This is a genomic window from Saccharothrix texasensis (genome assembly GCF_003752005.1).
Lineage (GTDB): Bacteria > Actinomycetota > Actinomycetes > Mycobacteriales > Pseudonocardiaceae > Actinosynnema > Actinosynnema texasense.
Genome location: NZ_RJKM01000001.1, coordinates 3,277,332 through 3,297,150, shown reverse-complemented (window position 1 = coordinate 3,297,150; position 19,819 = coordinate 3,277,332). Strand labels below are relative to the sequence as shown.

Here is a 19,819-nt window from a genome sequence, read left to right as displayed (position 1 = left end):
CGGCGGCAGGGTCCCAGGCTCGGCGACGAGAAGACGGTGGCGGTGACGACGGCGTTAAGGCACCTGCCCTCGGCGCTGGACCAGGCCGCGGCCTGCGTGCCGACGGCCTCACTCCACACGCCCACCTGGAACTGCTCGAATCCCGCACCCACGAGATCCTGAGCCGCGCGGACCCGACCGGTGGGTAGGCGTCGGTGTCGGTGGCGGCGTCGTGGTCACCGGCCTTCGACGCCCTGGCCGAAAGGGCCCGGCCGCCCTGCAACTGCTGACTCTCCTGGCGTAGCTGGTCCCGAACCCGTACCGCCGACGCTCGTCGCTGAACTCGAAGCCGACGTCGAAGCCTGGAACCAGGACCCGAAAACCTTCGTCTGGACCAAGATCGCCGACGAGATCCTCGACAACGCCCAGGATGGTGACCTGCTGGTCCAGTACGTCGCGGAACTTCGCTTCGGCTTCGTTGAGGCGGTCGCGTGCCCGCAGGGCGACGGCGAGTCGGCTTCGGGTGTCCAGGGCATCGGGATGCGCTCCACCAGCACGTTCTTCTGGATCGTGAGGGTGGTGTGGAATTTGGTGTCGGCGGCGTCGAACTTGCCCTGGGTGGTGAGGACCGAGGCCAGGATGACGCGGGTCCGGACGGTGTCGGGACGGGTGTTGCCGAGGACCTTGTGCTGTGGTTCCAGCGTCGCGGTCAGCGCCCGGATCCGAGGCGGCGTCTGAGATCGCCCGCGACCAGTCGCCCTTCGAGCCGGGCTCGTCCAACACGGCCTGGTGCAACCGCCGCCACAACGCCGGTCCGGTCCACTGCGTGAACCGCCGATGCGCGGTCGGCACGGTGACACCGAACGACGGCGGCAACTCCCGCCGCCCACACCGCTGGTCAACACCTAGACGATCGCGGTTCGCCATCGCCTAGAATGTCTATATGAGACAGACGATTCATTCGGCTGTCCTGCGCGACTTCATGGCAGCAAGGAACGTCCATGTCATGCGGCCCGGAAGTGGACCACACTCCGTGCCGCATCGACGCACCGGACATCATCGACACGAACAGCGGTCATGAGGTTGTCTCTGGAGACCGGACACCGGATTTCATGCTATGAGGGCGAGGCCTTGACGATAGCCGACGCGGACTTCGTGAGGGGTCCGGTAGTCGAGTGTCGAATGTAGACGATCGTGGTTGTAGTAGCCCAGATAGGCGAAAACGTCCCGTCGGGCATCGTCGCGGATGTCCCAGACAAGAGGTCTTCCGGGCGTTGGGCACAGCACGGAGCGGTGGGAATTGCGGGTGTTACGGGATGGGCTATCGGCAGGCGACCCTCGGCTTGTGCGGTATTCGAATCCCCGACCGTGACCCCGTGTCGAGGGTCGCTCTTCCGTTCCGAAATCGGTTCGTGCCATTCTCCGGTCGATCAGACAACGGGCCGGAGCAGCGCCCGCGTGTGCGGGTCATTGCCCGGTACACCTCCGGGTTTTTGAAGAAGGCCGGTAAGCGCGGTCTTCCATCGCCGCTGGAGGCATTCGAGGAGTTTTGTTTCGATTTCGGGTGCGACGTGGGCGTAGATCTGTTGGATTTTGTCGGGGAGTTTGTGGCCGAGGCGGCGGGCGCGGGCGACGTCGGGGATGCCGTCGGCGATCATCCAGGTGTTGTGGCTGTGGCGTAGGCCGTGGAAGGTGAGTCCGCGTTTGACGGGGTGGACTCGGACGGGTGGGTCGGTGCGGTGGTGGTTGCCGTCGGCGGAGGGGCGCATGGCGCGGCGGGAGAAGTTGGAGCGGCGGAGCAGTTGTTGTTCGGCGGTGACGAAGACGTGTGGGTGGTCGTGGGTGTCGAGGTGTGCGCGCCACAGGTCGATCAGGAACGGCGGGAGGCTGACGGTGCGGGCGGATTCGGCGGTTTTGGGTGGTCCGAGTTCGAGGGTGCCGTCGACCTCGTGCAGGGCGCCGATGTCAGGGTCGACGACGAAGCAGCCGTCGTCGAGGTGGGTGTTGGCGCGTTGGAGACCGGCGAGTTCGCCCCAGCGCGCGCCGGTGTAGGCGGCGCTGATCAGGAGGACTCCGGCCCAGTCGCCGACGAGCGTCGCGGCTTGCAAGGCGATGTGCAGGAGTTGTTCCGGGGTGACCCAGATGATCTCGCGGACGCGGTGGTGGCGGCGTCGGCCTCGACGTCGGGGGCGGACGGGGTTGGCGTCGATGATGCCTTCGTCGGCGGCGTCGGCGAGCATCATGTTGAACAGCTTCATGATGGTCTTGACGGTGCTGTGGGCCAGTCCGGCGGCGCGGAGTTGGGCGGCCCAGGTGTGTGCGGCGAGGTTCCCGACGGCGTCGAACGGGACGGTGCCCCAGCGGGGGACGATGTGGTTGCGGGTGAGGCTGCGGTATTGGGCGAGGGTGGTGCGGGCGACGTCGATGGAGCCGAACCACGGTTCGACCCATTCGCCGAAGGGCCTTCGGCCGGTGGCCGGGTCGATGGTGCGTCCGCCGCTGTTCTCCCGGTTTATCCGACGCGCCTCCTCCTCGGCGTCGCCCTTACTCGTGAATCCCGAGCGTGACCCGAGAGTGCCGTCCTCGCACAGGTACCGGACACGCCAGGTGTTCTTCCCGGATTTTTCCGCATAGGCCATCGCAAGTTCCTTCGACGGTGTGGGTGCGATTGGTTTGACGGACATATGGATGCATTGTGTGTACGAGGCGTTCAAGCGCGTCGTGACGGATTCCCGTATCGGGTTACCGCGGCGGCGGGCATTCGGGGTGATTGGCGGCTCGTGGCGGCGATGTCTTCGATGTCCTGTTTGGCGAAGCGGAGGTGTTTGCCGAGGAAACGGCAGGGGACGGCCCGGGCTGCGGCGCGTCTGCGCAGCCAGGACGGGCGGACCTGGAGCATCGTGGCGGCCTGTTCAGGGGTGTACAGGATCGGTGTGGTGTCACCGGTGTCGGGTTGCGGGGCGTTCCGGGCGACGACCGGGTCGACACGTTCGACCGGTTCGGGGATTGCCGGTGGGCGGGTGGGGGCCGGTGGCGGGTCGGTGGTCGGCGGGGCGGGTGTCAGCGGGGTGTGAGGGCGTAGGCGTCCGGGGACGCGTCGTGGGGTGCTCATGGTGTCCTCGCGAGGGATCCGGTTGAGGTTCTCGTGGGTCGGTGTCCGGTGTGAGGGTCTGCAGGACGCGGTTGTGCCAGGCCAGGGCGAAGCGCAGGCAGTTGGATTCGCTGCGGTGGGTGGGTGTGCAGCCGGTGGTGTAGCGGCCGGTGAGGCTCCAGGACGCCGAGTCGGAGCTGGTGATGGTGTCGGCGTAACGGGCGAGGCCGGTGAGCTTGACGCCGAAGCCGTGCAGGCGCAGCGCGCGTGCGGCCAGTGACCGCATGATGCGTTCGACGTCGGCGGTGTGCTGTCGTCGGCAGACGCTGCCGACCCCGACCAGGGGCAGCGCGGCGAGGTCGATGCCGTGTCGTTCGTACAGATCGGCGCAGCGGTGGTAGTCGTCGGCGGATTGTCCTTGCAGGACGGGGATGATCGGGAGGTCGGGTGCGAGGTCGCGCAGTCGGAGGTAGTTGGTGACGGTGCGGTGTTGGTGGGTATGCAGGCTCAGTCCGGTGCGGGCCAGGACGTGGGGTTCGGTCATCCAGTCCTGGGGTGCGGCCCAGTCGAGGTGGCCGATCTCGGTGGCGTAGCGGCGGACGGCGACGGCGTAGGCGGTCGCGTCAGTGCGCCAGTGGCCGTGCAGGGACAGTTCGGTGAACCCACCCGAGTCCAGTGCCCATCCTGTAGTGGCTCGGGGGAGGGTTCGGCGCCCGGCCAGGCGGCGGTGGCTGACCAGGAGCGGCACGCCGAGGTCGCGGGCCAACCAGCCCGGTTGGTGGGTGCCGAGGTAGAACTTCATGTCCGCGCCGTCCGCCGGCGCCGACGCTGGGTGGTGTGCAGGGCGGCCAGAGTGAGGATCGTGGCGACGGTTTGCCCGTGATCTGACCGGGCAAGGCGGCGAAGCCGCCGAAGGCCAGCGGCACGAACAGCACGCTGTCGACCACCAGCCCGGCCATGTTGGACGCCGCGACCGCCCCGGTCCGTGTGCGGTGGCGCAGCCGGGTGTAGACGAGAGTATCGAGGGCCTCGGAGACGGTGAACGCGACGACGCAGGCCACCGCGATCCGCGGCGAGGCGAACACGGCCGACAATCCGGCGCCGGCGATGATGCCCGCCGTGACGCCGCAGGCTCCGCACCGGTCGTGCACCAGGTCGCGGAGGGTCAGCCCGATCCCGACGAACAGCGTGCCCGCCGGCACGAGCATCCCGCCGACGGTCCACGGCGGCCAGTGGACCGAGGCGATGTTCGCGGCGACGACCGCCAGCAGGTATCCGGCCAGCACCGCCATCCTGGACACCACGCGGCGCGGTGAGGCCACCGGACCGACCACCGACCCCGACCGGGTCGTGCCGGGCTGCGGGTCCGGCATGGTGTTCACGCCGCACGCTCCCCGGTCCCGGCATCGGCGACCTGCTGCCCGGAGCGGCACGACCAGGGCGAGCAGCCGTCCGGGTCGCTGTCGTCGTCGGGCGTCGGCGCCGAGGTGAGCAACCGCAGGTGCCGCGTCGTCTTCGGCGGTGCGTCGAGGTCGACGTGGTCCAACGGGATGCAGGAACGGTGCAGGAAGTACCGCCCGCGCAACTCGTGCCCCTGTGTGCTGGCGCGCGGGTAGCCGTGACGGATGGCACGGTCGAACTCGACCGCTTCCGCCCAGCCCTGCGGGTCGTGGTCGCGTACCCAGCGCCAGCCCGCGTTGCCGTGGAACGGGCACCCGACACAGGCACTCTTCACCGTGTTCCCGAAGCCGCGTTCGGCGAGGAAGTCGACGCAGCGGGCTCGGTCGAAGCCGAGGTCGAGCAGAGGGAAGACGTTGTGCAGGAACCGCAGTCCGGAGTCGCGGGCGCGGCCGATCTCGTCGGTGCTGATGCCGATGGCCTGCTCGGCGTACACCCCGCGCGGCACCCGACGCGGATGCGGATAACCCAGCAGTTCGCGGGCCGCCCTCTTCAACGGGATGATCTTGTACTCGCTGGTGCACTGGCGGCGTGCGAGTCCTCGGGAGCCGTCGGGGTTGAGAGTGTGCAGCGGCATGGAGACGAAGCGGTGCTTCGGGTCGAGGGCGTCGGTGCGGATGTTCCCGGCCGAGACCCGGCGCACCGGGATGCCGTGGTTCTCGGCGTGCGCGGTGAGCCGTTCGAGGTTGGCGTAGACGGCTCGGGGTTCCCAGCCGGTGTCGGCGAACAGGGCCGCGTCGAAGCGCGGGATCTCGCCCTCGCAGGCCAACAGCAGAACCGTGGTGCTCTGCACCCCGGCGCCCAGTGACAACAGTCGCAGGGCGGGCCCGGGATCGGGCGCCGCCGGGTTGTGGGTGGTCACGCCGCGGCCACCTCCTCGCCGGTCTCGGGCTGGTGGTCGGCATGGAGAAGTTCGGCGAGGTCGTGCAGCAGCAGCGACACCGCGTGGGCGGCCTGCTGGGGGACGACGCCGTTTCCCAGCGCCCGCAACTGCGCGGTGCGGGGGAGCGGGAGGTCGGTGACCCACCCGGGCGGGAGACCCATGAGGTGTTCGACGAAGGCCGGGGCGAGCACCGGGCGGCCGTGGTTGCCCGGTTGGGCCGGGTGGGGTGTCGGACGGCCGAGCACGGTTTCCCAGCGGCGGATCGCCGCCTCGTAGACGCCCCAGTCCACCACCGACGGCCGGATGGTCGGGTCGTCGGTGGGTCCGCTGCCCGAGGCGGGCGCTGTCACGAGCCGGCGTCGCCGCTGTGGTTCGTGGCCGGGGTAAGCAGGCTGATCACCGCGGAGGGCAGCATCAGGTCGCCCTTGGACCCCCGCTGGGCCGGGCAACCTTTCGTGCCGTCGGTGGCGCGCGGTGTCGGCAACAACCACTGCGGGTCCACCAGCGGGAGCACCTGCTGTGACAGTGGCGGCCGGAACCCCGCTCCCGCCGCGCGTCCCGCCGTTCCGGTGTCCGAGGCGCGCGGTGTCGGCAGCAGCCTCGCCTCGTTCGGCAGCGACGGCCCACCGGTCTGCGTCCGGTGCGCGCGGTTCTTCGCATCCGACGCCGTCGGGGTCGGGAGCAGACGTGCCGGGACCGGACGGGTGGTGGCCGCGGCAGCGATCCCAGGGGTGCTGAGGACAGCACGTCGTGTCCCGTTCCCGTCCGGTCGCCGATCGTGCCCTCGCTTCGGAGAGCGCGGTGAGCAGCCGGTGGGTGGCGTTGGTGGTGTCGCGGGGCCAGGCGAGCAGGAATACGCGTTCGCGGCGGTGGGCGGCTCCGACGTCGGCGGCGCGGACGCTATGCCACGCCGCGTCATACCCCGCTTCGGCCAGGTCGCCGAGTACACGGTGGAGCCCCCCGCCTTTCCAGCGAAGCGCGGCGACGTTCTCCAGCACGACGAGCGCTGGTCGTAGTACGCGAAGGCCCGCCACGATGTCGGTCCAGAGGCCACTGCGGTGCCCTTTCTCGATGCCCGCGCGCTTGCCCGCGGCGGAGATGTCCTGACACGGCCACCCGGCGACGAGCACGTCGACCGGCTCCACACGGGTCCAGTCGACGGCGCGCACGTCGCCGAGATTCGGGACGCCCGGCATCCGGGCGGCGAGGATGAGCGCGATGTGCGGGTCAGGGTCGGCGACCCAGGCGAGCCGGCAGGCGCCGAGGGCGGCCAGCACGCCGAGGTCCAAGCCGCCGTGGCCAGTGCACAACGACCCCATGACCGGACCGGACCCGGTGGCCGCCGGCACCGCCCCCGCCGCCGTCCTGGTGACGGGGGAGGGGGCGTGACCCGACGAGGTGGGGGTGAGGCGCGGTCGAGTGCTCATGCCGCTCGGCTCTCCGACACACCCGAGTCGTCACTCGGGTTCCCGGCGTGTCGTGCTCGGCCGCTGATGAAGCGTCGAGAATGCTGACGGCTCGTCGAGGTTCCTGAACTCGCCGTCCGCCGCTGTGAGACATCCCCTGAGTTCATCTGCTCCGCGCTGCAGGTCAGGCAGCACCTGCTGGCCTGGACCTGGGCGGCAGCGCTGCGCTGGCCGCCGTGGCGGCATGTTGACGAGATTTCAGAAATCATGAAACTATCCGATCTTGAGTGAAGCAGCTTCGGGTGACGTGAAGACAGGGGGCGTGGGTTGGGCCTGTCCGTAGTGCGCGATCTTCGTGAGGCGCGATCACCGGCGAATGCGGACGAGTTGGCCGACTTCGAGGTCGACGCGATGGCCGGGTTCGTGCTCACGCGGGCATCGACGGGGTTGGCCGACACCACGATCCGCGGCGAGATCAGCAACGTGCAGCAGGTCCGGGACTGGTTCGGACGCCCGCTGTGGGAGATGGAACCCACCGACGCCGACACGTACTTCGGACGTGTGCTGCGGCAAGCGGCCGCGGGGACGCGGCACGCTCGGGCCGCCGCGCTGACGACCTACTTCGAGTACCTCCACGTCCGGCACGCGGTGGAACTGCACGCCATGACCGGCCGCGTGGTGGCGTGCCCGGTCGATGAGATGAACAGGCCGAAAGGACGGAAGGACGCCCGACTGCGGATCCCGCCGCCGGCCGAGGAGATCGAGCGATTCTTCAGCGGCTGGGCCGCCGAGTTGGCCGCGTGCCGGAAGTTCGCGCCGACCGCCCGCAACTACGCGGCGGCCAGGTTGATGGCGGAGATCGGGCTGCGCGCCGGGGAGGTTCGTCAACTGGACCTGGCCGATGTGCGCTGGGAGTTGGGCAGGTTCGGCAAGATCCACGTCCGCTACGGCAAGGGAGCCCGGGGCTCCGGGCCCCGCGAGCGCATGGTGCCGTTGATCAACGACGCCGGGCGGACCTTGAAGTGGTACATCGAAGACATCTGGGGACTGTTCGACGACGATCACGAGCGGCCCGGCGCACCGCTGTTTCCCTCCGAACGCCGGACCGAGGGCTCCTCCTCGCGCCGCTTGGGCCCTGACACGCTGCGCTGCGCGGTGGCCGCCGCGACCCGAGCGCACCTGCCCGGCTGGGAGGGCCGACTGACCCCGCACGTGTTGCGGCACTTCTGCGCATCCCAGCTCTACCTCAACGGAATGGACCTGGCCGCCATCCAGGAGACCCTGGGACACTCGTGGATCGCGACCACCATGCGCTACGTCCACGTGCACCGCGAACACGTCGAGCAGGCGTGGGTCACCGGTCAGCAGCGCGCGGCACAACGGGTGGAAGGACTGGTCTGAGTGCGTTGGAATCTCCGCCTGGCAGCGGCGAACCGCGGCATCTGGAAAGCCTCCGAGCTCCAACGCGCCCTGGCCGAGCACGGCCTGGAGATCTCGCTGGGCAAGATGTCCAACCTGTGGTCGGGCCAGCCGGCCTCGCTCAAGCTCGATGACCTCGACGTCATCTGTGTCGTGCTGGGCTGCGAGATCGGAGAGCTGCTCACTCCCGAACCGGACAAGGTCACCCGGCCTGTCGACACGCGTGAGCGCAACGCGGCCACAGGCTCGGCGCCGCAACCGATGCGGGTCGTTCCCCGACGCCGTGACGGTCGTTCCCTGCCACCGGCGTGATCGATGGTGGCCAGGGACGGGACCGGCTCGAAGATCGCCCGGTCGGTGACCGGCTGTGCCGAATGCCTGGCGTGGGGCCTGACGCATGCGCGCGGGGTCTGTCTTGCCTGCTACAACTTCGCGGCGCCTCGGTTCGGCCACCTGCCCGGCGAGTGCGGCGCCTGCCGGCGTGAGGTGCCGTTGAAGAACGGTTACTGCCGCCTGTGCTGGTTCCAGGCGCGCGAAGACCGCATCGTGACCGCGGTCGACGCGCGTTCGGCGGTGCTGATCGCACCGCACCTTCCCGCGGTGCGCAGCCACCAACTGTTCCTGGCCGGGATGACCCGACGTCGCGCCGTTGCCCGCACGAGCCCGCGTCGCCACGGCGCGAAAGGCCGTCCCCTCAAGGCCCCGCCCGCATCGGTGGCCCGACCGGACACACGGTGGGAACAGCAGGTGCTGTTCGCCGACGAGGTGCTCGCCCGCGACTACCGGCACGTCGGGATCGACCTGCGCCGCGGTCCCGCTCCGGACAACCCGTGGCTGGGCTGGGCGCTGCACCTCGCCCACACCGCGGCCGAGGCCCGCGGATGGGCCCCGGTCACCAGACGCGGGATGCAGCGCACCCTGGTCACCCTGCTGGCCGGTCACCACGACAGCGACCGGATCCGCGCCACCGACGTGCGCACGGTCGCGTCCCGGCACAGCGTGAACGTCGACTACGCCATCGCGATCCTCGACGCGATGGACGTGCTCACCGAGGACCGGCCGCAGGTCTTCGACACCTGGCTGGCCGCCAAACTCGACGGGATGGCTCCCGCCATCGGACACGAGGCGGGCCGGTGGGCCCGTGTCCTGCACGACGGCGGCCCGCGCACCCTGCCCCGCAAACCCGACACGGTCCGCGCCTACCTGCGGGCCGTGCGCCCCGCCCTGCTGGACTGGTCGACCCGCTACGACCATCTGCGCGAGGTGACCCGCGACGACGTCGTGGCCTGCCTGCGCCGGCTGCGCGGAGAACCCCGCGCGGGTGCCGTCACCGCGCTGCGTTCGCTGTTCGGCTGGGCCAGGCGCAGCGGCGTCGTCTTCCGCAATCCCGCGACCAGGATCTCCATCGGCAGACGCGAACACGTGCTCTGGCAGCCGCTGTCCATCCAGGACATCGCCGAAGCGGTCGCCATGGCCACCACACCGCAAGCCCGCGTGTTCATCGCGATGGCCGCCGTGCACGCCGCCCGACCGCATCAGATCCGCGCCATGCAACTGCACGACGTCGACCTCGCGGATCGACATCTCACCATCGGCGGACGGCGACGGCCGCTCGACGACCTGACCCGCACCGTCCTGAACGACTGGCTGACCTACCGCGCACAACGCTGGCCCGCCACCGCGAACCCGCACCTGTTGATCAGCAAGGAAAGCGCACTGCGGCACGGACCGGTCAGCGCCGTGTGGATGCGAGACCTTCGTGGCCTGACCGCCAACCTCGAACGGCTGCGCATCGACCGGCAACTCGAGGAAGCGATGACCACCGGCCCCGATCCGCTGCACCTGGCCATGCTCTTCGGCATCTCCGAGACGACCGCGATCCGCTACGCCAACAACGCCCGCCAGCTCCTCGAGACTCCTCACGAAGCCGCCGCCTCGACTTCACCCGGAACCCGAGCGTCCCTGTGGCACACTGACCGCAACAAGCCCTCGGGTTCCCGCTGAACACCCTCGAGTTCCCTGGAACGCAAGGGAAACAACGCCGTGCGGAAGATCAGTACGTCCTCATGGGCGATGAGGTGCAGCGGCAGTCCGGCTTCGCGTTGCTTGCGGATGAAGTCGCGTTGGAAGAAGCTGCCGCGCGCGACGAGGTCGGTGTCGGCCGCGCGCGCCAGCAGCGCGACGCAGCGTTCGACCGGGATCAGGCCGGCGTGCACACCGCAGGCGAGGATCTGCGAGGGCAGGTCGATGAGCTCGGCGTGTTCGCGCCAGGGGCGGATGGTGATGGCGATGTGCCCGCCCGGCCGCAGGTATGCGGTGAGTCCGGCGAGGATGCGGGTGAACCCGGCGAGCAGCCGGTGGTGGCCGATGTTGGCGAGGTTTCCGCGGTCGAGGGTGTTGCCGTAGAGGTGGTGGTACTTCTGCACCCCTTGGCCGGGGGCCACCGCAACCTGTCCGTGGGTGGACGGTCCGTAGGGCGGTGAGGTGACCACGAGCGCGGCCTGCCCGGCGTACTCCGGCGGCAGCAGCGACGCGATCTGGCGGGCGTCGCCGTGGAACACGCGGCTCTCCTGCCGCATCCCGGCGTCGTGGGCGAGGGCGAGGTTGGCGCGGGCGACGTCGACCCAGTGCGGCTCGTACTCGATTCCGACGGCGCGACGTCCGGCGTGCACGGCTTCGACGAGGGTGGTGCCGATGCCGCACATCGGGTCGAGGACCAGATCGCCGGGCTCGGTGTAGTGCTCGATCGCGTGGGCGGCGACGGCAGGGAGCATCTTGGCCGGGTGCGCCGTCGACTCGGCGACGTAGCGGCTCTTGCGCTGCGCCGCGGGGGAGTTCTGCGCGGTGGTCCACACCGATACTGCCGCATCCCGTTCTGCGTCACCGGCCGCGGACGAGGTGTCGTCGAGGTCGTCGATGACGGCGCGCGGGATGCGGCGGGTCGGCCCGTCGACCGCGTTCTCCACGAGGTCCGTGGCAGGGCCGGTGGTGGAGTCGGACGGGGTACGCAGGAAGCGGTCGTCCGCCACGGGTGTGCCTTCCCTGCGGTGGTCTTCGGGCTGGGCGGGGTTCGGAACCTGGGCGCTGGTCATCGGATGACTCCGTTCTCGGACGTCTGCGCGGTCGGAGTCTGGAGAGGCGGCTCATGGGCATGCGGCTGGGCGAAGACGAGAACGTCGGAGTGGATGCGCCGATGCGGTGCGGGCAGTCCGCGCACGGCCGCACGATGCTCAGCGCGCGCTTCGTTCTCAGCCGTCGCGCCGTCGGGTTCGATGAGGGACTCGGTGGCGAACCGGCCGTCGCTCACCGGCGCGTGCAGGGCCACGATGTGCTGCAGGTAGAGCAGGTCAGCGTTCTGCGCCGAGGCCACCATCGCCCCGGTCGGGTCGATCAGCTCACCCGCAGACCAGTCACAGTGCGTGAGTACCACGAGGATGCCGCCGACCCGCAGCAGACGGGCCGCGATCAACGCCACCAGGTCACTGGACTGGTCCCCGCCGCGCTCGGGACGCAGGCTCGTGATGATCAGGTCCGTGTCCGACGGTGCGTTCCCGACATCGGCCACGACCCCGCCGGTCACACCTGATCCTGACGGCGGGATGACCGCCACAGGCGAGTAGTCGGGGTCGCCGACGAGGTCGGCCCAGAACGGTCGCGCACCCGGACCCGTGGCGGTCGGGTCCGCCGCGACACGCACCACTCGGCTGGTGCGATCGAGGCTCTCGACGGCGGCGAGCACAGCGGCCAGCGTGCTGTCCGACTCGGTCCCAGGGGCGTGGTCGATCACCCCGTCCGCGCCGACGGGCACGAGCGGCAGTTGGTTGGCGGAAGTCGGCCAGGGCAGCAGTGCCACTCGTGCACCGGGCTTGCTGAACGAGTCGACGATCTTGGTGATGATCGGTGTCGGCCAGGCCGTGCCGAGACCGATCGGAGCCGGGCCGGCCGTCCAGACCGTCGCGGGGGTGGGCGTCGCCGCCGACCCCCGCGACCGCGAGCGGTTGTTCGCGGAGCCGGGCTTGGCGGGACTGACCCTGGTGGTCGTCGAGGCGGTCGGGTACGGACGGCGGTCCCCGCCTGAGCGGGGACCGGAGCGCGGGCTGGCCGGGCGGGTGGTGTCGCCGCGCCGCTTTGGCCCGCGACTCGCGGAGTGGTCGGACTGGGTCATGAAAACCTCGCAGAACCCGTGGGGTGCGCGCCGTGACACGTGGCGCCCTGTGACACACCCCAACTCCGAAAACAAGCCCACTTTTCCAGTGTCGTTACACAATCTTCATCGCCCGCGTTCCCGGCTGCGCGGATGGCAAGAAACCGGAATGAGGCTCGCGTGTGTGCGCCCGTGTGGAACTTGCGCCGTGCCGCTATCACCTGTGCCGGCGAATAATCCTGGCAGTTTCTAGTGACTGCACAGCGGTCACGTCGCCAGCGGGTGCGCCGGGTCGGTCGGCGGTTCGTGGGCTATTACCGGATCGCCACCGAAACGCCACCAGAACGCTGTTTTAGCAGCTAGTGCACCAGTACCGGCGATCACCAATGATCTTCAATTGCCGTCGCCTCTGTCGTGACGCTGGGCCGTAAATGATCTCGGCGGCGGGAGGGGGCCGGTTCTAGAGATCATCCGTGGCGTGCCGGAGGTAATTCGGTGGCGGTTTCGTGGCGTTGTGGTGGACCTCGTATGGCCTTCTTGCCTGGTCACTGTTTTTTGGACCATGCGAAGGAGCTGACATGGCCTCGAATCGCAAATTCGGCCGATCGTCTTTCGGGCGTGATTCCCTGCCGTTGGATGCAGCGCGGACGGCGTTCGAGTGGCTGGTCACCGGGCCGCACCCGGTCTCGATCGAGGGCTGGCGCTTTCCCCGCCTACCCCGGCGACAAGTGCCCCTGGATGAGCTGCGGGACCTGCTGCTGGACGGCAGCCTTCCGATGTCGACCGTGGACCCGGTCTGGGTGCACCTGGTCACCCGCTCCCGCGACGAGGGCGGCACCTGGACCGTGGCGTGCGTCGGCATCGCGCTGCCCGCGCTGTTCGCCATCGCCGCCGAACTGTGCGCCCCGTTCGCCGACGACCACCGCGACGTCCACGGCGCGATCCTGACCGGATTCCTGTCCGAGCTGGCGAGCATCGACCTCGCCAAGCCGTGGGTCATGTGGAGGCTGCGCTGCGCAGGCCTGCGCGCGGGACACCTGTTCATCCGCGACGCACTGGACCGCCCGATGCCCTCGGATGAGGACTTCCACTCCAGCGAACCGGCACCGCCCTGGGGACACCCGGACTTCGTCCTCGCCCGCGCGGTCGCCGACGGCGCGATCACCGGCGACGAGGCCGAGCTGATCGGCTCCACCCGGCTGGAGGACTACACGCTCACCGCCGCCGCGGCCGACCGCGGCGTCAAGGTCACCGCACTGCACTGGGTCCGCAGCCAGGCCGAGGCACGCCTGCTCGCCTGGCTCACCGAGCAGTCCCCGCACGACGACCCCGCCGACCGCCGCGAGCGCGACGTGGAGATCCGGGCGGTGAACGCGACGGCCATCACCGCCGCCGCGACCGCCGCCTTCCGCGCCCGACGGCAACCCACTCGTGCATCACGCACCGTGGCCGGAAGCGCCTATAAGCCGTCGGTAACAGTTCGGCATCGTGCCTGGAAAAAGCCTCTCGAATCCGGAGTCGAGGGCTGCGGGAGACGAGCGGTCGTTCCCTCGCACACCACTTCGCCCGACTGCCCGGCCGAGAGCACGCGGCGGTCGTCGAGCGCGACTCCGGAGGAACCCCGATGCGCCTGACCCGTCCACCAGTCCGCCGCCGGCGCGACCCCCGAAGCAACAGCCACCGGCTGTGCGGCGAACCCGTCACCCGACCTTCCACGACGGCTTGCCGAGCCGACCACACCTTGTTCGATGCCTCGCGGTCCGTGGCTGACACACCGGCCACCTCTCCGATGTGTACCGCTCTGGCGTGGCGACGGTCCACCGTCCTGCGGCGGCTTGTGATGACCACAGCATCGGCCGCGCTCCTACTGGTTCTGCACGCGTCGTCGGCTCATGCGGACACCGTTGTGCTGGCGGTCGCGGGCAGCGTCGACGAGGTCCTGAACAACATTCGTAATTGGTTGATGGGCATCCTGGCCGGGCTGGCGACGGTGTTCCTGACCGTGGGCGGTGTGCGTCGGGTGTTCGGCGCCGGTGACCCCGGCGAGCAGGAGAAGTCCAAGCAGGCGTTCAAGTCGGCCGGGATCGGTTACGGCCTGGCCGCGCTCGCCCCGCTGGTCGTCACCGTGCTCAAGGGAATTGTGGGGGCCTGACCATGGCCGCATCCACCACGCGTCCGCACCCGCAGGACCGGTCCGCGGCCGACGTCCGACCCGGAACTTCGCCGGTCGGCGACGGCACCACTGGGCGCACGACCCGACGACGACGCCGCACCGTGTGGGTGGTGCTCACCGGCGTGGTCGCGGCGTTGGCCTGCACGCTGGTGCTGTCCGCGTCCGCCCAACCCGCCGATCCGTGCGCCGGCCCGGGACCGTACCCACTGCCGTGCCCGACGAGCTCGCCGACGGCATCCCCGCCGACGACAGCGGCGTCGACCACTACGCCGTCGAACCCGTGCCTCACCCTTCAACCCGGTCAACCTCGCCCGCCGCAGTGCCTTCCCGCACCACCGACCTCAACACAATCCGCCGGCACGCCGACGAGCGCTTCGCCGGCACCTCCGGCGATGTCCGAGTGCGGGATTCTCAACCCCGGTGCCTGCATCGGGGAGGGCATCGCGGGGTTCCTGCACCTGTTGGTCGGCGAGTCGCTGAACGTCTTGTTGGGCTGGGTGGGCAGCAGTCTGCTGTCCACGCCGACGCTGGACGACCTGCCCAGGGTCGGGGAGATCTGGGAGCAGTCGCGGCTGTTCGTGGTGGCGGTCTACTCGCTGCTGGTGATGCTGGCCGGGATCGTGTTGATGGGGCACGAGACGGTGCAGGCCCGCTACTCGGTCCGCGAGATCGTCCCGCGTGTCGTGGTCGGGTTCCTGGCCGCCAACCTCAGCCTGTTCGTCGGCGATCACGCCATCCGGCTGGCCAACGCCGCCACCATGGCCGTGCTCGGTGACGGGCTCGATCCGCAGACCTCGGGCAAGGCGGTCACCGAACTGTTCGTCAGCCTCGTGGCCAACTCGCTGATTACCGGCGGGCTGTTCGCCGGGGCGCTGTCGGTGGTGCTCACCATTCTGCTGGTCGCGCTGCTGGTCGGCTACATCGTGCGGGTCGCGCTCACGGTGATCCTGCTGGCCGGGGCGCCGCTGCCGCTGATGTGCCATGGCCTGCCCCAGACCGAAGGGTTGGCGTACTGGTTCTGGCGGGCAGGGGCCGGGGTGCTGGGTATCCAGGTCGGTCAGAGCCTCACGCTGATCTGCGCGCTGAAGGTGTTCCTGCAACCCGGCGGTTTCCACTTCTTCGGCGCCCCGACAGCCGACGGGTTGGTCAACCTGCTCGTGCTGATCTCCCTGATCTGGGTCCTGGTGAAAATCCCCGGCTGGGTGATGCGGCAGGTCCAGATCGGCGGCGGCGGACGACGCTCGTTCGTCGGCGGGCTGGCGCGCGCGTTCGTGGTCGGCAAGACGATGGGAGTGCTCGGCGGACGAGGTATCGGGACGGCGGCTGCCTCGCGGTCGCGCGGCTCGGGGGCCGGTACAGGTGGTGCGGCGCACCGCGAGCCGCCGTGGCCGGCGCCGATCCGTGAATGGGGCGGCATCGGCGGCCCGGGAACCCCGGAGGCGGTCGGACGCCGCCTGCACGCCCAACGGGCGCAGGAGACCGCGCGGCGGCGCACGGTGTCCGGGCAGCAGCACCTGCGGTTCCTCCAGCCCGTACCCCAAGAGCCTACGCACGACCTCGCCGCGTGGAACCCCGCGGGCAGCACCACCGTGCCCGAGTTCCGGACCGCGACCGCATCCGAAGACGTTTCATCATCGAGTCCTCTGCCGTATCCGGTCGGCACCGCCGCAGTACCGGTGTTCCGCACGGGAGCAGAGCGTGCGGACAACGGATCCGAGCCCTCGCCGTCGACGCGCACGGCATCGGTGCCGCCGCAGTTGCGGTTCCGGCCGGCCACCGACGACACGCCGGTGCGACCGATTCGGGCGACCACGCGGGCCGAGGCGCCGGTGTTCCGGCCGGCCACGCCGCAGACCGGTGCGCACGGCCGCCGCGCCAGGACGCACACCCCGGCGCCCGTGCTGTTCCGGCCGCCGCGCCCGTCCGATGCGCCACCGCCACCGCCACCGCCACCGGCGGTTCGGCCGGTCCGAGGTGTTCCGCCGGTTCGACCGACTCGATCGGGAGGTGAGCGGCAGTGAGTTACCACGAGACCCGGTCGAGCGGGTCCTACGCGGTGCGGATCCCGGCTGACGTCGACATGCACGACCGTGTTCTGGGCCCGCTGACCGCGAGACAGTTGGCGATCCTCGCCGCTGCGGGGGCGGTGCTCTATCTGATCTGGGCGGCCACTCGCACGCTGGTGTCGATGCCGGTGTTCGCTGTGTTCGCCGTCCCGGTCGGCGCGGCCTGCGTGATGCTCGCCCTCGGCAAACGTGACGGTGTCCCGTTGGACACGCTGCTGCTCTTCGCGCTCCGCCAGCGCCTGGCTCCGCGTCACCGTGTCACCGCTCCAGAGGGTGTGCGTCCGGCCCCCGACTGGCTCACCGCCGCCGCAGATGGGCCGGTCGACCGCAAGCATGGCGGTCGTCGGGCACCGCAGCCCGAGCAGGTGTCGCCGTCGGCGTTGAGGCTGCCCGCCGAGGCGGTCACCGACACCGGCGTGGTCGACCTGGGAGGCGACGGCTTGGCGGTCGTCGCGGTCGCGAGCACGGTGAACTTCGCCCTGCGCACGCCGAACGAGCAGGAATCGCTCGTCGCCGGGTTCGGCCGCTACCTGCACTCCCTGACCGCCCCGGTGCAGGTGCTCGTGCGCACCGAACGCCTGGACCTGTCCGGGCAAGTGGCGGAGCTGCGCGAGTGCGCGGGCGGGCTGCCGCACCCGGCGCTGGAGGCCGCCGCGCTGGAGCACGCCGAGTACCTCGTCCAACTCGGCGAACAGTCGCAGCTGCTGCGACGCCAGGTGCTGCTCGTGCTGCGGGAGCCCTACGGTGTCGCCGCCCCGACCGACGGCCTCGGCGGACCTGGCCCGCTCGCGATGCTCGGCTCGATGGCCGGCCAACGCCGGAGCAAGCGCGCGAGGCAGGTCAACGGTGGTGCCCGGTGGGCGGCGGAGTCCAGGTTGGTGCGCCGCCTGGGCGAGGCGATCGACCTGCTCGCCCCGGCCGGGATCGTGGTCACCCCGCTGGACGCCGGTCAGGCCACGGCGGTGCTGGCCTCGGCGTGCAACCCCGACAGCCTGCTGCCCACGACAGCCCACCTGGCCGGCGCGGACGAAGTCATCACCACGTCCCATCCCGAGCTGCCCGAGGACGACGTCGACAACAGCGCCTTCTCCCGGCCCACCGGCCACGCGCCCGGCCAGGACGAGGACTACGACTGGGACTTCCAGGACGCCGACGACGAGGACGGAAGGAGGCGGTCCTGATGGCCTCCCGCACGAACCGCCGCCGGGCGAACCGGACGGCGTCACCCAGTGCCGCCGTGTTCACCCCTGATGCCCTCTCGGTCGGCGCTCGGCACCTGGAGGTCGGCGGCGACTGGGTCTCCTCGTTCGTCGTGATCGGGTTCCCGCGGGAGGTACACCCCGGCTGGTTGGCCCCGCTGCTGACCTACCCCGGTCGATTGGACGTGTCGGTGCACGTGGAGCCGATCGACCCGGTCACCGCCGCGTCCCGGTTGACGAAGCAGTTGGCGAGGTTGGAGGCCGGGCGCCGCCACACCGCCGAGCACGGCCGCCTGTTCGACCCGCAGGTCGAGGCCGCCACCGAGGACGCCTACGACCTGTCCTCCCGGGTCGCGCGCGGCGAGGGGAAACTGTTCCGGGTCGGCCTGTACCTGACCGTCCACGCCGCTTCGGAGAAGGGGCTGGCCGACGAGGTGGCGGCGTTGCGGTCGCTGTGCGCCTCACTGCTGCTGGACGCCAAGCACACCACCTACCGGTCGTTGCAGGGCTGGGTGTCGACCCTGCCGATGGGCCTGGACCTGATCGGCATGCGCCGCACCTTCGACACCTCGGCGCTGGCGGCGGCGTTCCCCTTCACCAGCCCCGACCTGCCCGCCCCGGATCCCACCTCGGTTGCCGCTCCTTCGGGGGTGCTCTACGGCTACAACATCGGCTCCCAAGGGCTGGTGCACTGGGACCGGTTCGGCGAGGCCATGCACAACCACAACTCGGTGATCCTCGGCCGGAGCGGGGCGGGCAAGTCCTACCTGGTCAAACTCGAGCTCCTCCGCAGCCTGTACCGGGGCATCGAGATCGCCATCGTCGACCCGGAGGACGAGTACGCCCGCTTGGCCGCCGCCGTGGGCGGCACCTACGTCCACCTCGGCGCGCACGACGTCCGCCTCAACCCGTTCGACCTGCCCATCCACACCCGCGCCGACGGGCGTCGCACCGCACCCAAGGACGCGCTCGTACGGCGCAGCCTGTTCCTGCATACCGTGATCGCCGTCCTCGTCGGCGGCGAGCCGGTCGCTGCCGGGCGGGCGGCGTTGGACCGGGCTATCGCGGCGACTTACCAGAGCGTCGGGATCACTGCCGCCGCCCGTACCTGGACCCGCCCGTCCCCGACCTTGCGCACTCTCCGCGACCAGCTCGCGGACGCGGGCCGGGCCGGTGACCCGGCCGCCGCAGAGTTGGCCGCGAAGCTTCACCCCTTCGTCGAGGGCGCGTTCAAGCAGCTCTTCGACGGTCCCAGCAGCGTCAACCCCGAAGGCCACCTCGTCGTGTTCAGCCTGCGCGACCTGCCCGAGGAGGTGAAAGGAATCGGCACGCTGTTGGTGCTCGACGCGGTGTGGCGCCGGGTGTCCAACCCGGCGATCCGCCGCCCACGGCTGGTCGTGGTGGACGAGGCATGGCTGCTCATGAAGGAGCCCTCCGGGGCCGAGTTCCTGTTCCGCATGGCCAAGGCGTCCCGCAAGCACTGGGCCGGGCTGACCGTGGCCACGCAGGACACCGCCGACGTACTGGGCAGCGACCTTGGCAAGGCCGTCGTGGCGAACGCGGCAACCCAGATCCTGCTGCGGCAGGCGACGCAGGCCATCGACGAGATCACCCGGACTTTCGACCTGTCGGTCGGGGAGCGGCAATTCCTGTTGTCGGCGGATCGGGGCCAGGGACTGTTGTCGGCGGGAACGCAGCGGGTGGCGTTCCACGCCATTGCCTCACCGACCGAGCACCACCTCGTCACCAGCGATCCCGCCGAACTCGCCGGATACGCCGGATACGCCGGATACGCCGGATACGCCGGATACGCCGACAACCATGTCGATCCCGTTGAGTCCGACACCGCGAAGTCCTACGTCGACTTGGGCTTCGCCGACGAGTCGCCGCACGCTGCCGAGACCGACGAGTCCGGTTCTTCCGCTTCCGACGACCAGATCGACCTCGACGCCGCCTGACACCCCGTCGTCCGGCGTTCGCACCCGAGTGGCTCCGTCGACT

General features: G+C 70.2%; 16 protein-coding genes and 2 pseudogenes. 9 read left to right on the top strand and 9 right to left on the bottom strand.

What is annotated here, in order from left to right; translation table 11 throughout:
- The first annotated feature begins 180 nt into the window (after nucleotides 1-180).
- Entirely contained in the window at nucleotides 181-717 is a 537-nt protein-coding gene (locus EDD40_RS13205) for a hypothetical protein (RefSeq protein ID WP_123743156.1), read from the top strand.
- On the opposite strand, the pseudogene EDD40_RS42620 reads toward EDD40_RS13205, so the two are convergent.
- The 7 genes and pseudogenes from EDD40_RS42620 to EDD40_RS13170 form a co-directional block, all read right to left on the bottom strand.
- A pseudogene (locus EDD40_RS42620) lies at nucleotides 703-899 on the bottom strand (IS5/IS1182 family transposase); the annotation flags it as partial. The gene EDD40_RS13205 and the pseudogene EDD40_RS42620 sit on opposite strands and share 15 nt — an antisense overlap.
- Before the next feature lie 510 nt (nucleotides 900-1,409).
- Nucleotides 1,410-2,618, bottom strand: a complete 1,209-nt coding sequence (locus EDD40_RS13195) for a tyrosine-type recombinase/integrase (protein ID WP_123743155.1) — start codon at nucleotides 2,616-2,618, stop codon at nucleotides 1,410-1,412.
- 71 nt (nucleotides 2,619-2,689) lie between these two features.
- A complete protein-coding gene (locus EDD40_RS44800; RefSeq protein WP_425471342.1) occupies nucleotides 2,690-2,905 on the bottom strand; it encodes a helix-turn-helix domain-containing protein in 216 nt (71 codons plus the stop codon).
- Between the two features lie 13 nt (nucleotides 2,906-2,918).
- Nucleotides 2,919-3,872, bottom strand: a complete 954-nt coding sequence (locus EDD40_RS13185) for a deazapurine DNA modification protein DpdA family protein (RefSeq protein WP_246037641.1) — start codon at nucleotides 3,870-3,872, stop codon at nucleotides 2,919-2,921.
- A gap of 160 nt (nucleotides 3,873-4,032) precedes the next feature.
- Nucleotides 4,033-4,278: pseudogene (locus EDD40_RS43510) on the bottom strand (VUT family protein); the annotation flags it as partial.
- 170 nt (nucleotides 4,279-4,448) lie between these two features.
- Nucleotides 4,449-5,390: a hypothetical protein gene (locus tag EDD40_RS13175; RefSeq protein ID WP_246037640.1), complete on the bottom strand. Its 942-nt coding sequence runs from the start codon at nucleotides 5,388-5,390 to the stop codon at nucleotides 4,449-4,451.
- Nucleotides 5,387-6,688 carry a DNA cytosine methyltransferase gene (locus tag EDD40_RS13170; protein ID WP_246037639.1) on the bottom strand — a complete coding sequence of 434 codons (1,302 nt, stop codon included), beginning with the start codon at nucleotides 6,686-6,688 and terminating at the stop codon, nucleotides 5,387-5,389. The genes EDD40_RS13175 and EDD40_RS13170 overlap by 4 nt, the downstream gene beginning before the upstream one ends.
- A 516-nt stretch (nucleotides 6,689-7,204) precedes the next feature.
- Here EDD40_RS13170 and EDD40_RS13160 point away from each other — a divergent pair.
- Genes EDD40_RS13160 through EDD40_RS13150 form a run of 3 tightly spaced genes read left to right on the top strand, consistent with a single transcriptional unit; the run spans nucleotide 7,205 to nucleotide 10,240 of the window.
- Nucleotides 7,205-8,218: a tyrosine-type recombinase/integrase gene (locus EDD40_RS13160; RefSeq protein ID WP_246037638.1), complete on the top strand. Its 1,014-nt coding sequence runs from the start codon at nucleotides 7,205-7,207 to the stop codon at nucleotides 8,216-8,218.
- Nucleotides 8,219-8,548 (top strand): helix-turn-helix domain-containing protein, encoded by a 330-nt coding sequence (locus tag EDD40_RS13155; protein WP_123743153.1) that lies wholly within the window; start codon nucleotides 8,219-8,221, stop codon nucleotides 8,546-8,548. It abuts the gene before it with no gap.
- 3 nt (nucleotides 8,549-8,551) lie between these two features.
- On the top strand, nucleotides 8,552-10,240 hold the full coding sequence (locus EDD40_RS13150; RefSeq protein ID WP_123743152.1) for a site-specific integrase: 1,689 nt from the start codon (nucleotides 8,552-8,554) through the stop codon (nucleotides 10,238-10,240).
- Here EDD40_RS13150 and EDD40_RS13145 read toward each other — a convergent pair.
- Nucleotides 10,156-11,328, bottom strand: a complete 1,173-nt coding sequence (locus EDD40_RS13145) for a TRM11 family SAM-dependent methyltransferase (protein WP_211348167.1) — start codon at nucleotides 11,326-11,328, stop codon at nucleotides 10,156-10,158. The genes EDD40_RS13150 and EDD40_RS13145 overlap by 85 nt on opposite strands.
- Complete coding sequence (locus EDD40_RS13140; protein ID WP_246037637.1) at nucleotides 11,325-12,089, bottom strand: hypothetical protein; 765 nt, start codon at nucleotides 12,087-12,089, stop codon at nucleotides 11,325-11,327. The genes EDD40_RS13145 and EDD40_RS13140 overlap by 4 nt, the downstream gene beginning before the upstream one ends.
- An 869-nt stretch (nucleotides 12,090-12,958) precedes the next feature.
- Between EDD40_RS13140 and EDD40_RS13135 the strand changes: the two genes are divergently transcribed.
- The 5 genes from EDD40_RS13135 (at nucleotide 12,959) to EDD40_RS13115 (ending at nucleotide 19,776) form a co-directional block, all read left to right on the top strand.
- Nucleotides 12,959-14,014 carry a hypothetical protein gene (locus EDD40_RS13135; RefSeq protein ID WP_123743150.1) on the top strand — a complete coding sequence of 352 codons (1,056 nt, stop codon included), beginning with the start codon at nucleotides 12,959-12,961 and terminating at the stop codon, nucleotides 14,012-14,014.
- 206 nt (nucleotides 14,015-14,220) lie between these two features.
- A complete protein-coding gene (locus EDD40_RS13130; protein ID WP_123747994.1) occupies nucleotides 14,221-14,532 on the top strand; it encodes a pilin in 312 nt (103 codons plus the stop codon).
- A gap of 413 nt (nucleotides 14,533-14,945) precedes the next feature.
- Nucleotides 14,946-16,574 (top strand): TrbL/VirB6 family protein, encoded by a 1,629-nt coding sequence (locus tag EDD40_RS13125; protein ID WP_123743149.1) that lies wholly within the window; start codon nucleotides 14,946-14,948, stop codon nucleotides 16,572-16,574.
- 59 nt (nucleotides 16,575-16,633) lie between these two features.
- Nucleotides 16,634-17,800, top strand: coding sequence for a PrgI family protein (locus EDD40_RS13120; RefSeq protein ID WP_246038317.1), 1,167 nt, complete (start codon nucleotides 16,634-16,636; stop codon nucleotides 17,798-17,800).
- Complete coding sequence (locus tag EDD40_RS13115; protein ID WP_123743148.1) at nucleotides 17,800-19,776, top strand: VirB4 family type IV secretion system protein; 1,977 nt, start codon at nucleotides 17,800-17,802, stop codon at nucleotides 19,774-19,776. Before EDD40_RS13120 ends, EDD40_RS13115 begins: the two co-directional genes overlap by 1 nt.
- The last annotated feature ends 43 nt before the right edge of the window (nucleotides 19,777-19,819 follow it).

Excerpts from the sequence above, each read along its gene's own strand:
- EDD40_RS13195 (WP_123743155.1), bottom strand. The coding sequence starts at position 2,618 with ATGGCCTATGCGGAAAAATCCGGGAAGAACACCTGGCGTGTCCGGTAC.
- EDD40_RS13185 (WP_246037641.1), bottom strand. The coding sequence starts at position 3,872 with ATGAAGTTCTACCTCGGCACCCACCAACCGGGCTGGTTGGCCCGCGAC.
- EDD40_RS13150 (WP_123743152.1), top strand. The coding sequence starts at position 8,552 with ATGGTGGCCAGGGACGGGACCGGCTCGAAGATCGCCCGGTCGGTGACC.
- EDD40_RS13145 (WP_211348167.1), bottom strand. The coding sequence starts at position 11,328 with ATGACCAGCGCCCAGGTTCCGAACCCCGCCCAGCCCGAAGACCACCGC.
- EDD40_RS13135 (WP_123743150.1), top strand. The coding sequence starts at position 12,959 with ATGGCCTCGAATCGCAAATTCGGCCGATCGTCTTTCGGGCGTGATTCC.
- EDD40_RS13130 (WP_123747994.1), top strand. The coding sequence starts at position 14,221 with ATGACCACAGCATCGGCCGCGCTCCTACTGGTTCTGCACGCGTCGTCG.
- EDD40_RS13125 (WP_123743149.1), top strand. The coding sequence starts at position 14,946 with ATGTCCGAGTGCGGGATTCTCAACCCCGGTGCCTGCATCGGGGAGGGC.
- EDD40_RS13120 (WP_246038317.1), top strand. The coding sequence starts at position 16,634 with ATGCACGACCGTGTTCTGGGCCCGCTGACCGCGAGACAGTTGGCGATC.
- EDD40_RS13115 (WP_123743148.1), top strand. The coding sequence starts at position 17,800 with ATGGCCTCCCGCACGAACCGCCGCCGGGCGAACCGGACGGCGTCACCC.